General features: G+C 74.7%; 16 protein-coding genes. 10 read left to right on the forward strand and 6 right to left on the reverse strand.

Annotated features, from left to right (window positions below):
* Positions 1-65: 65 nt before the first annotated feature.
* Positions 66-1,661, reverse strand: a complete 1,596-nt coding sequence (locus MWU57_RS06515; RefSeq protein ID WP_246908150.1) for a multicopper oxidase family protein — start codon at positions 1,659-1,661, stop codon at positions 66-68.
* Entirely contained in the window at positions 1,658-2,011 is a 354-nt protein-coding gene (locus MWU57_RS06520) for a hypothetical protein (protein ID WP_246908152.1), read from the reverse strand. Before MWU57_RS06520 ends, MWU57_RS06515 begins: the two co-directional genes overlap by 4 nt.
* A 225-nt stretch (positions 2,012-2,236) precedes the next feature.
* Between MWU57_RS06520 and MWU57_RS18365 the strand changes: the two genes are divergently transcribed.
* Positions 2,237-3,523 carry a sensor histidine kinase gene (locus MWU57_RS18365; protein ID WP_246908155.1) on the forward strand — a complete coding sequence of 429 codons (1,287 nt, stop codon included), beginning with the start codon at positions 2,237-2,239 and terminating at the stop codon, positions 3,521-3,523.
* Positions 3,524-3,572: 49 nt separating this feature from the next.
* On the opposite strand, the gene MWU57_RS06530 is transcribed toward MWU57_RS18365, so the two are convergent.
* Positions 3,573-4,304 carry a CPBP family intramembrane glutamic endopeptidase gene (locus tag MWU57_RS06530; protein WP_246908157.1) on the reverse strand — a complete coding sequence of 244 codons (732 nt, stop codon included), beginning with the start codon at positions 4,302-4,304 and terminating at the stop codon, positions 3,573-3,575.
* 97 nt (positions 4,305-4,401) lie between these two features.
* Between MWU57_RS06530 and MWU57_RS06535 the strand changes: the two genes are divergently transcribed.
* On the forward strand, positions 4,402-5,058 hold the full coding sequence (locus MWU57_RS06535) for a response regulator transcription factor (RefSeq protein ID WP_246908160.1): 657 nt from the start codon (positions 4,402-4,404) through the stop codon (positions 5,056-5,058).
* A gap of 23 nt (positions 5,059-5,081) precedes the next feature.
* Here the strand turns inward: MWU57_RS06535 and MWU57_RS06540 are convergent, their stop codons facing one another.
* Positions 5,082-5,924: an alpha/beta fold hydrolase gene (locus MWU57_RS06540; RefSeq protein WP_246908162.1), complete on the reverse strand. Its 843-nt coding sequence runs from the start codon at positions 5,922-5,924 to the stop codon at positions 5,082-5,084.
* A 111-nt stretch (positions 5,925-6,035) separates the two neighbouring features.
* On the opposite strand from MWU57_RS06540, the gene MWU57_RS06545 reads away from it, so the two are divergent.
* The 8 genes from MWU57_RS06545 (at position 6,036) to MWU57_RS06580 (ending at position 11,927) form a co-directional block, all read left to right on the forward strand.
* On the forward strand, positions 6,036-6,611 hold the full coding sequence (locus tag MWU57_RS06545) for a TetR/AcrR family transcriptional regulator (protein WP_246908165.1): 576 nt from the start codon (positions 6,036-6,038) through the stop codon (positions 6,609-6,611).
* A 97-nt stretch (positions 6,612-6,708) separates the two neighbouring features.
* Positions 6,709-7,515 carry a hypothetical protein gene (locus MWU57_RS06550; RefSeq protein ID WP_106264254.1) on the forward strand — a complete coding sequence of 269 codons (807 nt, stop codon included), beginning with the start codon at positions 6,709-6,711 and terminating at the stop codon, positions 7,513-7,515.
* A gap of 193 nt (positions 7,516-7,708) precedes the next feature.
* On the forward strand, positions 7,709-8,299 hold the full coding sequence (locus tag MWU57_RS06555) for a ScbR family autoregulator-binding transcription factor (protein ID WP_165800041.1): 591 nt from the start codon (positions 7,709-7,711) through the stop codon (positions 8,297-8,299).
* Positions 8,300-8,429: 130 nt separating this feature from the next.
* The gene (locus MWU57_RS06560; protein ID WP_246908168.1) at positions 8,430-8,996 is read left to right on the forward strand and encodes an RNA polymerase sigma factor; all 567 of its coding nucleotides are present in this window, start codon (positions 8,430-8,432) and stop codon (positions 8,994-8,996) included.
* Complete coding sequence (locus tag MWU57_RS06565; RefSeq protein WP_246908170.1) at positions 8,993-9,910, forward strand: alpha/beta hydrolase; 918 nt, start codon at positions 8,993-8,995, stop codon at positions 9,908-9,910. Before MWU57_RS06560 ends, MWU57_RS06565 begins: the two co-directional genes overlap by 4 nt.
* 51 nt (positions 9,911-9,961) lie before the next feature.
* Positions 9,962-10,330 carry a helix-turn-helix transcriptional regulator gene (locus MWU57_RS06570; RefSeq protein ID WP_246908171.1) on the forward strand — a complete coding sequence of 123 codons (369 nt, stop codon included), beginning with the start codon at positions 9,962-9,964 and terminating at the stop codon, positions 10,328-10,330.
* Positions 10,327-11,013: a cation diffusion facilitator family transporter gene (locus MWU57_RS06575; RefSeq protein ID WP_246908172.1), complete on the forward strand. Its 687-nt coding sequence runs from the start codon at positions 10,327-10,329 to the stop codon at positions 11,011-11,013. The genes MWU57_RS06570 and MWU57_RS06575 overlap by 4 nt, the downstream gene beginning before the upstream one ends.
* On the forward strand, positions 11,013-11,927 hold the full coding sequence (locus MWU57_RS06580) for a cation diffusion facilitator family transporter (RefSeq protein ID WP_246908174.1): 915 nt from the start codon (positions 11,013-11,015) through the stop codon (positions 11,925-11,927). The genes MWU57_RS06575 and MWU57_RS06580 overlap by 1 nt, the downstream gene beginning before the upstream one ends.
* Positions 11,928-11,985: 58 nt before the next feature.
* Here the strand turns inward: MWU57_RS06580 and MWU57_RS06585 are convergent, their stop codons facing one another.
* Complete coding sequence (locus MWU57_RS06585; protein ID WP_106264241.1) at positions 11,986-12,993, reverse strand: LacI family DNA-binding transcriptional regulator; 1,008 nt, start codon at positions 12,991-12,993, stop codon at positions 11,986-11,988.
* Between the two features lie 32 nt (positions 12,994-13,025).
* The gene (locus MWU57_RS06590) at positions 13,026-14,054 is read right to left on the reverse strand and encodes an FUSC family protein (RefSeq protein ID WP_246908176.1); all 1,029 of its coding nucleotides are present in this window, start codon (positions 14,052-14,054) and stop codon (positions 13,026-13,028) included.
* Positions 14,055-14,071: the final 17 nt, after the last annotated feature.

Below are 14,071 nucleotides of genomic sequence, written 5' to 3' on the forward strand. Positions count from 1 at the left end.
CGCCGCCCCGACGCTCGGGGCAGCGGCGTGTCGTGCACCCACAGCGAAAGGCGAGGTGGGAAGGGTCAGTGGGTGGCGTGGCCGGCGGCGCCCTGGAGCGGCCCGGGCGTGGCGTCGGAGCCCGGTTCGACCACCACGAACTGGCCCATCATGCCCTCGTCCTCGTGCCGCAGCATGTGGCAGTGGTACATGTACGGCACCGTGCCATCGGTGTAGTCCTCGAAGCGCATGAGGAGCCGGTACGTGCGCCGCGGCTCCAGGTAGACGGTGTCCTTCCGGCCGGCCAGCTCCTCCGGCGGCGGCCCGCCGTCGATCGACAGCACGCGGAACTGCACGTCGTGGACGTGGAAGCTGTGCGGCATCGGGACGGTGCTGCGGACCTCCCAGATCTCGGTGTCGCCGACGGTCGCGACCTCGTCGATGCGTCCGGGGTCCATCCGCTCACCGTTGATCCGGCGCTCGTCGAGCTCGAAGGTGCGGGTCACCGTCGCGTCGGCCGCGTCGAGGGCGTCGCCGTCCGCGTGCTGCGACGGCTCCCACGCGGGCTCCGGCGACGGCGTCAGCTCGTCGGCCGCCCGGAGCTCGAGGACGTCGAACGCGTCGTCGCCACCCATCGCGAACGGCACGGCCACGCTCCCGAGGTCCGTCTCGGTGGAGGCCAGGCGCGTCGTCTCCCCCGCCGCCATGGTCACGACGATCTCGGCCCGCTCGCCGGGTGCGAGCCGCACCTGGTCGAGCTCCAGCGGCGCCTCGAGCAGGCCACCGTCGCTCGCCACGAGGTCGAACGACCGGTCGGGGAACCCGAAGGTGTAGGTCCGCGCCGTCGACCCGTTGAGCAAGCGCAGGCGCACGCGCTCGGTGGTCACCTCGTGGTAGGCGCCCACGGTGCCGTTCGCCATGACCACGCCACCGAGCGTCCCGGGCTCCCCGCCGTCGTCGGTCAGGTCGAGCTGCCCTGCGTCGTCGAACACCTTGTCCTGGACGATCACCGGGACGTCGTCGACGCCGTACCCGGACGGCAGGTCGGCGGCGCGGGTCGCGTCGTCGTCGAGGATGAACATCCCGGCCAGCCCGCGGTAGACGTGCTCCTCGGTCTCGCCGTGCGGGTGCGGGTGGTACCAGAGCGTGGCGGCGGGCTGGTCGACCTCCCACGTCGGGCGCCAGGTGCCGCCGGGCTCGATCTCCTGGTGCGGTCCGCCGTCCATCGCGGGCGGCAGGTGCATGCCGTGCCAGTGCACGCTGGTGGCCTCGTCCAGGTCGTTGGCGACGTCGACGGCGACGCGCTCGCCACGCTCGGCGCGGAGCGTCGGGCCGAGATGCGCCCCGTCGAACCCCCATGTCTCGGTCTGGGTGCCGGGCTCCGTGGCCGGCGCGAACGACGTCGTGCCCTCCTGCGCCGTCAGGGAGAAGGTGCGCACGCCGTCGACCACCTCGGACTCCGCGAGCGGCGGGATCGCCAGCTCCTGGTCGAACGTGACGGCGTCCACGGACGTCACCGAGCCGGGCAGCGCCCCGCACGCCGCGGTGAGCAGCACCACGGTCGCGACGCCGGCGACGACGGCGCGGTTCCGCGCCCCCGCCCCGACGTTGTGGGTGCACGACGCGCCGTGGCCCCGGGCGACGTCACGGCGTGTCGTGCACCCACAGCGACGGGCGGTCATCGGTCCGTCCCGGCCAGCCCGCGCTGGACAGCGAGCGCCAGCAAGCCGGCGACGAACCCCCAGAAGGCGTCCATCGCGAGCGCCGGGACCACCATCCACGGCGCGGCGCCGTCGCCGAGCAGGCCGGGGTCGCCGAGGAACATCGACGTCACGGTCGCGACGATGCCGAAGGCCACCCCGGTGAGGGTCAGCGTCAGCACCGGGCGGGGGACGCGGCCGAACCCGACCACGCCGACCCACACGACGGCGGTGATGCCGATGATCGCGAACGCCCGGCCGGGACCGCCGCCGCCGACGCCGGTGAGCCCGGTCAGCGGCCACAGGAGCGCCATCGCGGCGAGGCCGGCCACGAGGGGCCATCGGACACCGGCCGACTGGTGCGACGCCGGCCGAGGAGAGTGCTGAGAAGGATGCTGTGCTGTCATGGCTCCCACGCTCCCCGGTGCCCCCGGCCGGCCACATCGGCCCCGGAGCGTCACCTGGTGTCGCCCCGGGGCGACATCTCACCCCGACCGACCCCGAGAGACCCCCGGCGGGAAGGGCGAGGCGCACGACGCAGCCCTACGCTGGGGCTCGTGCCCAGGACCGCCCCTGCCGTCGACGACGACGCCGGTGCCCACGCCGCGACGCCGTCGCCCTGGGTGACCGACGTCGTCCTCGCGCTCGCGATGGCCCTCGTCCTCGCGGTCGTGGTGGCGGCCGACGCCGCCGGGACGGAAGGCTCCGGGACGGCCGTCGGCGGGCTCGACCCCCACGGGCCGGGCGCGTACCTCTTCGCCGCCGGGTTCGGGGCGCTGGTGCTGCTGCGCCGTCGTGCACCCGTGGTGATGCTCGTGGCGACGGTGCTGGCGATCTTCGCGTACTACGCGCTCGGCTTCGCCCCGATCGGGATGGCGCTGCCCGCCGTGGCCGCCCTCTACGCGGCGGCGGAGCGCGACCGCACGCGCTGGGCCGTCGGGGCCGGGGCCGTCCTCATCGTGGTGGCCACGTTCTTCCGTGTGACGGACGAGGCCGACCCGTCCGCCGACCTGACGGTCTACGACCTGGTCACCAACATCGCGCTGGTGGCTGCGGCGGTCGCGCTCGGGGTGGCGGTGCGGCTGGCGCGGGTCGCGCGCGGCCACACCGAGGTGGTGCGCGCCCTGACGGCGGCCGAGCAGGCCCGCGCCGCCGACCAACGGCTCCAGGCCGAGCGCATGCGCATCGCCCGCGACCTGCACGACGTCGTGGGGCACAACCTCTCCGTCGTCGCCCTGCACACCAGCGTCGCGACCGAGGCCGTCGGTCGCGACGACGACGCCGCCCGGACGGCGTTGCGGCACGTCCGCGACGCGACGTCGGGCACCCTGCACGAGCTGCGCGCCACGGTGAAGGTGCTGCGGCGACCGCTGCGGCCGGGCGGTGGGCCCGGCGGCGAGCGCGACGAACGGCCGGGCACCCACCACCGGGACGTCCTGCCCGCGGCGACCGGGCCCGCGGGGCTGGCCGCGCTCGTGGAGCCGGCGCGGGCGAGCGGCCTGGCCGTGTCGACGCGCGTCGAGGTCCCCGCCGGTTCGATCGACGCCACCGTGGACGCCGCCGCCTACCGGATCGTGCAGGAGGCGCTGACGAACGTGCTGCGGCACTCCGGGGCGCGGTCGGCGCACGTGCGGCTCGTCGTCACCGACGGGCGCCTGCGGATCACGGTGTCCGACGACGGCACGGGCTCGGGCGCGGCGGCCGGGGCCGGCCGGGGCACCGGCGCCGGGATCGCCGGGATGGCCGAGCGGGCGGCGCTCCTCGGCGGTACCTTCAGCGCCGGTGACACGCCGACGGGCGGGTTCCGGGTGCTGGCAGAGCTCCCCGCCCGCCTGGAGGGCTAGGCCGCTGCCCGTCCAGGTGCGTCGCGGTAGGTCCACCGTCCTGACAGCCTCACACGGCGGGGCCGGAGGTCCCGGTGAGCAGCACGAGCAGGGGCAGTGCGGCGTTGTTGACCGCGTGGACGATCACCGCGGGCCAGATGGACCCGCTACGGCGCATGACCTCGGCGGCGATGACGCCCACCACGAACGCCGAGGGCAGCGCGATGTTGATGCCGTGGACGAGGGCGAAGAAGACCGAGCTGGACAGGACGCCGACGACCGGCCCGTAGCGCAGCAGTGCGTTGGTCACGACGCCGCGGAAGAAGAACTCCTCGCCGACGGGGGTGAGCACGGTCAGGAAGACGAAGGTCAGGATCAGGGGCAGCACACCGCCGCCGGCCGCGTCGTAGTAGTCGCCCTGCGGGTCGGCGCTGAACCCGGTCACCGCGATGATCCCGGTGTTGACCAGGCCCTTGAGCACGAGCGCGGCGACGCCGGCCGCCACGCCGAGCAGCACCCAGCGCCCGCTGGTGCGACGCACGCTGAAGGCACCCCAGGACCGGATCCGGACGAGGGCCGCGACCGTGAAGCCGACCAGGCCGGCGACTCCCGACCACGCGGTCAGGACCAGTCCGTGGACCACCGGGTCCTCGTCGATGCCGAGGAGGCCGAACAGCCGGATCGCCAGCAGGGCGACGACCGCGGCGAGCGTGCCGACGATGATCTCGGGCCAGCCTGGTCGAGCAGGTGACGCGAGACCGGTCGAGGTCGGCTTCGAGCGGTCATCGTGATCGATCGACATGCGAGGGAACTCCCTGAACTGGTTGGTCGGCGCTGCCCGACCAGTGGACACGGTGTTCCTGGGACAGGCTCAAGGAGGCGTCCGCCACACTGGATACGTGATCCGCATCGTGCTCGTCGACGACCAGGAGCTCGTGCGCGCCGGGCTGCGCCCGCTCGCGGAGCGCGACGGCGACATCGAGGTGGTCGGCGAGGCGGCGGACGGTCGCGCCGGGCTCGCCCTCGTGCGTGGGGAGCGCCCGGACGTGGTGCTCATGGACGTCCGCATGCCGCACGTGGACGGCATCGAGGCCACCCGCGAGATCGTGGCCGACCCGGCGCTGCGGGACGTGCGGGTCCTCGTGCTGACCACCTTCGACGAGGACGACCACGTGTTCGCGGCGATCCGCGCCGGGGCCGCCGGCTACCTGCTCAAGGACGTGACGCCGTCGGACCTGCGTGCCGCGGTGCGGACGGTGCACGCCGGTGACTCGCTGCTCTCGCCGGCGGTGACGGCGAGCGTCCTGCGGGCGGTCGCGGTCGGGGCACCGCCGTCGGACGGCGGAGCGCTCGACGCCCTGACGGGGCGCGAGCGCGAGGTGCTCGGCGCCGTCGGGCGGGGGCTGACGAACGCCGAGATCGCTGCGGAGCTGTTCCTGTCGCCGGCCACGGCGCGGACCTACGTGAGCCGGTTGCTGACCAAGCTCGACGCCCGCGACCGGGCCGCGCTGGTGGTGCTCGCGTACGAGACGGGGCTGGTGCGCCCCGGGACCTGAGCGTCCCGGGGCGCACCGGTGCCTCAGGCCCGGACGAAGCGGAGCAGCGCCTCGTTCACCTCGGCGGCGTGGGTCCACAGCAGCCCGTGGGGCGCACCGTCGACCTCGACGTACTCGGCCTCCGGGAAGGCCTCGTGGAACGGCCGTCCCGTCGCGTCGATCGGCAGGATCTTGTCGGCCGTCCCGTGCAGGATCAGCGACGGCTTGCCCGCGGCGCGGACCGACCGCACGTCCTCACGGAAGTCCTCGATCCACGCCGGGACGACGGCGTAGGCGGCGACGGGCGCGCTGCCCGTCGCGGTGTTCCAGCTGGCCGTGACGACCTCCTGGCTGATGCGCGACCCGAGCGTCTCGTCGAGGTTGTAGAAGTCCTGGTAGAACTGCGTGAACCAGGCGTACCGGTCCTCGCGGGCGGCGGTGGCGATGCCGTCGAACACGGACTGCGGGACACCGTCGGGGTTGTCGTCGGCCGCGACGAGGAACGGCTCGAGCGAGGCGAGGAACGCGAGCTTGGCGACGCGCTCGTGCCCGTGGTTGCGCACGTAGCGGGCCAGCTCGCCGGTGCCCATGGAGAAGCCGACGAGGATGACGTCACGCAGGTCGAGGGTCTCGAGGACGGCGTCCAGGTCCGCGGCGAAGGTGTCGTAGTCGTAGCCGGTGCCGACCTTGCTGGACCTGCCGAAGCCGCGGCGGTCGTAGGTGATGACGCGGTACCCCGCGTCGAGGAGCTCACGGGCCTGCAGCTCCCAGCTGTTGCCGTCGAGCGGGTAGCCGTGGATCAGGACGACGGGCTGCCCGCTGCCGTGGTCCTCGTAGTAGATCTCGATGTCGGTGGTGTTCTCGCGGCCGACGTTGACGTAGCCCATGGTCCGAACCTTTCGACGGTGGGAGAACGGTCGTTCTCCCGCTGTCCGCTACAGTAGAGAACGATCGTTCTCCGCGCAAGTGGTGCGGAGCGAACTGTGGGAGGCGTTGACATGACCGACGAGCGAACGGCGCGCGAGCGCGTGGTGACCGCGGCGGACGAGCTGTTCTACGCCCGTGGGGTCCGGGCCGTGGGCATGGACGCCGTGCGCGCGGCGGCGGGGGTCCCGCTCAAGCGCATCTACGCGATGTTCGCCTCCAAGGAGGACCTGCTCGTCGCCGTCCTCGAGCAGCGCCGCACGACGTGGGACGCGGGCATCGCCTCCGTGACCGATCCGGCGGCCACGGCCCGCGAGCAGCTCCTCGCGATCTTCGACTTCCTCGACGACTGGTTCCGCGAGCCCACCTTCCGCGGCTGCGCCTTCATCAACACCTACGGCGAGATGGGCCCCGGCTCGGCCGCGGCGTCCGCCGTCGTCCGCGAGCAGAAGACGGCGTTCGGCGAGCACGTCGCCCGCCTGGTGGCCGACGCCGGCGCCCCGGCCTGGCTGGCACCGCAGATCGTCCTCCTCGCCGAGGGCGCGCAGACGGTGGCCGCCGTCTCGGGCGACGCGGACGCGGCCCGGCACGCGCGGGCGGCGGCCGAGACCCTGCTGGACGCCGCGACGCGCACGACCGTCCCGGCCTGAGCGTCCGGCCGGCGCACGGCCCGGCGGCCGGCCGGCGCGAACCGATCCGCGCCGGCCGGACATCCGTGAGCATGGGGAACTGGCGAGAGGTCGCACCGTGAGCGCGCCGGAGGGTGGCGCGACGGCGGCCGGCGGCATCCAGGTGGGGGGCCCGACGGCGGCCGGCACAGACAGGTGGCACCTGCCGGTGCGGATCCTGGCGAGACCGGGACCACCGCCCGGCGTCACCGCCCCGTTCCTCACGGGCCTCGAGGTGGTGCGGCAGGTCGGCGTGGTCCTGGCGCGGCAGGGCCTCGAGGTGCCGCCGGACCACCACCTGAGCATGCGCCGGGTCGCGTTCCGGTGGAGCGGCCGGCCACCGCGGCTCCCGGACACCGGGGCGCTCGCGGCCACCGCGTTCGCCCAGGTGCACGCTCGGCGTCGGCGACGCGGCGCGACCGGCGCCTTCGAGGCCTCCCTCACGCTGCGCGTGGGCTCCCGGGAGATCGCCCACGGCAGCGGTGCCGTGCAGTGCATCGACCCCGAGACCTACCCCGTGGTGCGGGGCGAGGCCCCCGCGCCGGGATCCGCGCCGGTCCGCCACGACGCGTCGCCGCTCGACGTGCTGCAGCAGCGCGGGGACCGCCTGCTCGGCCGGATCGGCTGGGACTCGGACGACCCGGCGCAGGTGGACCCCACCCTGGACCGGGTGTCGGGCCACACGCTGGTCGCGGCGGCGCTGCGGGCGGCCGCGCTGCTGCGCCCGGGGCGGACGGCGGTCGGGGCCTCGATGGCGATCGACCGGTTCGTCGAGTACACACCGCGTCCGGAGGTCTATGCCACGGCCGACGGCGACACCGTCGAGGTCTCCGTCCTGCAGGACCGCCTGGTCGCGGCCCGCGGCGAGATCCACCTCGGTGATTGACTGACCTTCTGTTGGGTCAGTGAATTCTGCCCATTCACCCCGGTAGGTCCGACAATGCGGGACCGGCGGCCGGGCGTTCCGCGAAATCGTCCCGCGCGCCACGAGGAGCGACCATTCCGATCGCGCTACGGTCCGGGGAGGAACGCCGCCATTCCAGGCGTCCCCGCACCGGCCGGCAGCGAAGGAAATATCGGTGGCCGCAACATCACGACAACGACAGAAGGCAGCGACCCGCGCGGCGATCTTGCAGACCGCCGCGGAGGAGTTCGACGCCCACGGCTATTCCGCGACCTCTGTCGCTCGCATTGCCGACCGCTTGCGGCTCACCAAGGGATCGGTCTACTTCCACTTCGCGTCGAAGGCGGAGCTGGCCGCCGAGGTGGCACGTGCCGGCGCCGACGTCTGGGAGCCCATCCTGCGGTCGCTCGACGAGGACGGCTTGACCGGCCTGGACGCCCTGCAGCAGCTCTCCGTGGAGGTGGTGGGCCGGTTCCGCGACGACGTCGTGCTGCGGGCGGCCGTCCGGCTGACCCGCCAGGGCCCGGAGACCGAGCTCCCGGACCCCTTCACGAGCTGGATCGCCGTGGTCCGCCGCTGCCTCGACCGTGCGGTCGGGGCGGGCGAGGTCCGCGCCGGGATCGACGTCGACGCCCTCGCCTGGCAGCTCGTCGCCACGTTCCTGGGCATGCAGGAGCTCGCGCGGCGCGTGGCCGACCCGGTCGACCCGGTCGACCGGCTCGACGACCTCTGGCGCACCCTGCTCGACGGCGTCCGGGCGCGGTGAGCCCGCCGCGTCGGACTGACTGACCTACCGGAAGGTCAGCGAGACCCTTGCGGTCCGGCGCCGAGCGCTGCACGCTGGGTGTGCGCGCCGCACCGGGCGGCCGCCGCGACATCCCCGCAGGAGGCCCGCCATGCGCCCCGACGCGACGGACCCCGAGCTCTGGGCACGGGTGCGCGCCGACGACCAGCACGCCTTCTCCCTGCTCTTCCGCCGCTACCACGAGCGGGTCCTGCGCACCGCTGCTGCCCGTCTGCGGGGCGTCGCGCGGGCAGACCCCGGCGGTGTCGCCGCCGACGTCTTCGCCATCCTGTGGCGACGGCGCGCGAGCGTGCGGGTCGAGACCACCGTGTGGCCCTGGCTCCGGGGCGTCGCGAGCCGGCTCTGCGCGAACGAGCGGCGCCGCTGCCTGCGTCAGGACCGCCTCGTCGTGCACGCCGCGTCCACCGCCTCGGCTGACGTGCACGTGGTGCCCGACCACGCACCAGGGGTCGCGGACCGGCTGGCGCTCGTCGACGCGCTGGCCCGCCTCGGCCCTGTCGAGAGCCAGGTGGCGCACCTCGCCCTGGTCGACGACCTGCCCGAGGCCGAGGTCGCCGCGGCGCTGCGGGTCCCTGTCGGCACCGTCAAGTCGCGCCTGCACCGCGCCCGCCGGGAGCTGCGCCACCACCTGCAGCGTCACGGTAGCGTCGGGCCGTGACCATCGACGCTCCACCGCCCACCGTCGCCGACGTCGCCTACGCCGCCGACTCCCCCAGCCAGCGGCTCGACCTGTGGCTGCCCGACGCGCCCACCGGGCCCGCACCGGTGGTCGTGTTCGTGCACGGTGGCGGCTGGTACTACGGCTCGCGCGAGATGGTGGCCCCCAAGGTCGCGGCGCTGCTCGCCGCCGGGTTCGCCGTCGCGAGCATCGACTACCGGATGTCCGGCGAGGCGCCGTTCCCGGCCGCCGTCGACGACACCCGTGCCGCCGTCGGCCACCTGCGGCGGCACGCTGCCGAGGCGCGGATCGACCCGGACCGGATCGTGCTCTGGGGCGAGTCCGCCGGGGCGAACATCGCCTGCGTCGTCGGGGCGCTCTCCGGACGCCTCGCACCCTGGGACGCCCCGGCCGCTCCGGACGCGCCCGGGCCGACGGCGCCGATCGCCGCGGTGGTCGACTGGTTCGGCCCGACCGACTTCCTGGCGATGGACGACCAGGCGGCCCAGATCGGCTGCGCCCCGTCGTCGCACTCCGCCGACGACTCGCCCGAGTCGCGCTACGTGGGCTCGCCCGTGCGCACCGCGCCCGACCTCGCCGCGCTCGCCGGTCCGCTGCCGCACCTCGCCGCGGACGGCGACGGCGACGGCGACGGCGACGGCGACGGCGACGGCGACGGCGGTGCCGGAGGTGACGACGGCGCCCCGCCGTTGCCTGCGGTGGCGATCGCGCACGGCACGGCCGACTGCACCGTCGCGCCCGGGCAGTCGCACCTGCTCGTCGACGCGCTGCGCGCCCGCGGGGTCGAGCCGTGGGTGACGTGGCTGGAGGGCGCGGAGCACTCCGACCCGCGGTTCGACGCCGAGCTCCTGGCGCCCACGATCGACTGGCTGGCCGAGGTGCTCGCTCGATAGCTGTGCGGTACACGCTTCCCTGAATACATGAGTGGCTGTACTGTCGTCCTCATGGAGACCGTGACGCTGACCCACACCGCTGCGCTCGCCCGCCTCGGGCACGCGCTCGGCGACCCGACCCGGACGCGCATCCTCCTCGCGCTCCGTGACGGACCGGGCTACCCCGCCGACCTCGCCGACGGGCTCGGCGTGTCGCGTCAGGTGATGTCCAACCAGCTCGCCTGCCTGCGCGGCTGCGGGCTCGTCACCACCCGGCGCGACGGCCGCCGGACCGAGTACCGGCTGTGCGACCCGGCCCTCGCCCACGCGCTCGGCGACCTCCTGCGCCTCACCCTCGCCGTCGACCCCGACTGCTGCGGGCCGGACTGCACCTGTGCGAGCGGGGCGCCGTCGCACGAGGAGCGCGAGACCGCGGCATGAGCGCCACCGCCACGCCGACGACGACGGCCCTCACCCGGCGCGGCCTGCGCCTGGCACGTCTGACCATCGCCTACAACGTGGTCGAGGGCGTCGTCGCGATCGGCGCCGGCGTCGCGACCGGTCTGGTCTCCGTCATCGGGTTCGGCATCGACTCCGGGATCGAGACCGCCGCCGCCGTGCTCGTCGCGATGCGGCTGGCCGCGCGGCTCCGGCGCGGCGCTGCCGGGCGGGACTCCGCCGGGGCCGGCGAGCCCGACCCGAGCGAGCCCGACCCGGCCGAGCTCCGCCGCGAGCACCGCACGCTGCGCGCCGTCGCCGCCACGTTCTTCCTGCTCGCGGCCTGGGTCACCGCCGAGGGCATCCGCGCGCTCGTCACCGGGGCCGTGCCGGAGACCTCGCCGCTCGCGCTCGGCGTGCTCGTCGCCTCGCTCGTGATCATGCCGGTGCTGGCTGCCGCCAAGTACCGCGTCGGCCGGGCGCTCGGCGATCCGCTCGTGCTCGCGGACGCCGCCGAGACCCGCGTCTGCGTCTGGCTGTCGGTGGCGACGCTGGCCGGCCTGCTCGCGTTCTGGTGGACGGGTCAGGCCTGGTTCGACCCGCTCGCCGGGTTCGTCGTGGCCGCGTTCGCGGTGCACGAGGGCCTGGAGGCCTGGGAGGGCGAGCTCGTCGAGGACCACGACTGATGGGGCACGCGGGTCACAGCCACGCGCCACCCGAGGGCGGCCACCGCGGCCGGCTCGCCGTCGCGTTCGGCATCACCGCCGCGATCGTCGTCGCCCAGGTCGTCGGCGCCGTCCTGACCGGCAGCCTGGCGCTGCTCGTCGACACGGCGCACCTGCTCGTCGACGCGGGCGGGCTGGGCATCGCGCTCTTCGCCGCGCACGTCGCCCTGCGCCCGCCGACGCCGCGGCGCACCTGGGGCTACCGGCGTGCGGAGGCGCTGGCGGCCCTCGCGCAGGCGGCGGTGCTGCTCGCCGTCGGCGTCTTCGTGCTCGTCGAGGCGGTGCAGCGGCTGCAGGACCCGCCCGAGATCCCCGGCGACGAGCTCGTGGTCTTCGGTGTGATCGGGCTGCTCGGCAACGTCGCGGCGCTCGCCGTGCTGGCCTCGCGCCGCAACGCCAACCTCAACCTGCGGGCCGCGTTCCTGGAGGTGCTCAACGACGCCCTCGGCTCGCTGGCGGTCATCGTCGCCGCCGTCGTCATCACCACGACCGGCTGGCTGTACGCCGACACCGTGGCGGCGCTCGTGATCGGTGCGCTCATCGTGCCGCGCGCCGTGCGCCTGCTGCGCGAGACCGGGGCCGTGCTGCTGGAGTCCACCCCGGCGGGGCTCGACCTCGACGAGGTGCGGACCCACCTGCTGCGGGTCGACCACGTCCGCGAGATCCACGACGTGCACGCCTCCCTCATCGCGACGGGGCTGCCCCAGCTCTCGGCGCACGTGGTGGTGGACACGGGGTGCTTCCGCGACGGGCACGCCGGGCGCATCCTCGACGAGCTGCAGGACTGCGTCCGCGACCACTTCGGCGTGGAGCACACGACGTTCCAGGTGGAGCCGGACACGCACCCGGACCACGAGCACCCCACCCACGCGTGAGAAGACACCCGCGAGGCGGCGGCGCAGCGAAGGGTGGCGCCGCAGCGGGGCCGCAGACTCAGGGCGCCGAGCCGCGGACCACCAGCTCCGGCGGGAAGACGACGTCGCGGGGCTCGCGGCCGGGCTCGGCGATCTCGTCGAGCAGCAACCGCGCCGCGGCCCGGCCCATCGCGGCGATCGGCTGCCGCACCGTCGTCAGCGGGACGGCCGCGCGCGCAGCGAACGGGATGTCGTCGTAGCCGACCACCGCGACGTCGTCGGGCACGCGCACCCCGCCGCCGACCAGGGCGTTCACCAGGCCGATGGCGTGCAGGTCGTTGCCGGCGAACACCGCGTCCGGGCGCTCCGCCGGCTCGAGCCCTGCGATCCACCGGCCCATCTCCTCACCGTCGGTGAGGTCGAGGTCCGCCGACCGGGCGACCTCGAGATGGGTGCCCGCGATGCCGGTGACCACCTCGCGGCAGCCCTCGAGGCGGCGGGCGACCTGGCGCACGCCCTCCGGCCCGCCCGCGAACAGCAGCCGCGTGCGCCCGGCCGTGACCAGGTGCTCGGCGGCGATCCGCCCGCCCTCTCGGTGGTCCAGGGACACCGAGGACAACCGTCCGTCCGGGTCCTCGTGGTCCACCAGCACCACCGGGGTGCCGCGGTCGCGGCGCTGTCGCAGCGGTTCCAGCTCGTCGTCCGACGGCGCCACCACCACGCCGTCGAACCGGAGCTGCTCGAACAGGGTCAGGAACTTCTCCTGGCGGTCCGCCGACTCGTGGGAGGAGCCCACCACCACGGAGAGGCCGGCCTCCTCCGCGACCTGCTCCACCGCCGTCGCGATCCCCGCGAAGAAGGGGTTGGAGGCGTTGACGACGCTCAGGCCGACGATCCCGCTGCGCTGCCGGCGCAGCTGGCGCGCAGGCATGTTGGGCACGAACCCGAGCTGGGTGACGGCGTCGTCGACGCGGGCCTTCATCCGCTCCGACAGCTTGTCCGGCCAGTTGAAGAAGTTCGAGACCGTCGCGGCCGAGACGCCCGCGTGCCGTGCGACGTCGTGGATCGTCACCGTCGACTCACGCATGGCTCATCACACCCGGAGATTATCAGCGCCGGTCAGCCCGGGGACCTGTCTCCCGTGCGCCGTGCCCGGGACCCGACGGCGCGGACGAGCAGCAGGATGCCCGCGGCCGACCCCGCACCGACGAGGGTGAGTCCCACCCGCGCCTCCGCCCCCGCCACCGGCGCCCCGCCGGCCGAGAGGCCGACCACGGTGAGCGTGAGAAAGGCGGTGTAGACCCAGTACGGCGCCACCAGATAGGCCACGACGCCCCCGACGGCACCGGCGACGACGGCGACCGTCAGCGCCTCCCCGGACGCGTCCAGGGCGACCAGCGTCACGATCACCAGCCCGCCGAGCACCGTGCCCGCGGCGCGGGCGAGAGCGCGCGCCGTGATGTCTGCCGTGCGCGGCACCATCACCATGTAGAAGGTCAGCAGCAGCCACCAGGAGTGGGTGCCGGGGAAGTACGTCATGGCCCACCAGGTCCCCACGGCGGTGAAGCCCACGAGCGCGGCGGTGTACCAGGCGGTCTCCGGCCCGCTCATCGGCGCCCGCGGACGCCGCTCCACGGAGCGGGTCAGGACCGTGGTCGTCGCCACCGTCCACAGCCCGCCGGCGAGGACCAGCGCGGCGATCGGCAGCGCGCCCTCCAGGGTGCGAGGGTCTGCCGTCGTGAGGGCGGGGGGCGCGACGGTCAGCGCGGCCAGCGTCGCGGCTGCCGGCGCCCCACCGGACGACCATCCCCGACCCGCCGCCAGCCCGAGGCCCGCAGCGACCACGGACATGAGGACCGTCGCCGACCACACCTGCGACCCGGCCAGCGGCGCCACCAGCGCGAGCGTCCCCGTCAGGGTGGCGACCACCGCGGCACGCCGCAGGGAGGCGATGCCCGCCACGAGGGCCGGCAGCATCCCCAGGAACCAGGGCATCACCGTGGCCGGGGCGACGATCGCCAGGACCACGACCGGCGCGACCCCGACGAGCGCCGCGACGACGAGACGGCGACGTGCCGCACTCGTGCGCGACGCACCGGCCCCGTCCACGGCAGGACCCGGCGCGGGGTCGTCCACAGCCCGTGACATGGCGCCACCTTGCCGTG

Source organism: Isoptericola sp. S6320L (assembly GCF_023015685.1).
Classification (GTDB): domain Bacteria; phylum Actinomycetota; class Actinomycetes; order Actinomycetales; family Cellulomonadaceae; genus Isoptericola; species Isoptericola halotolerans_A.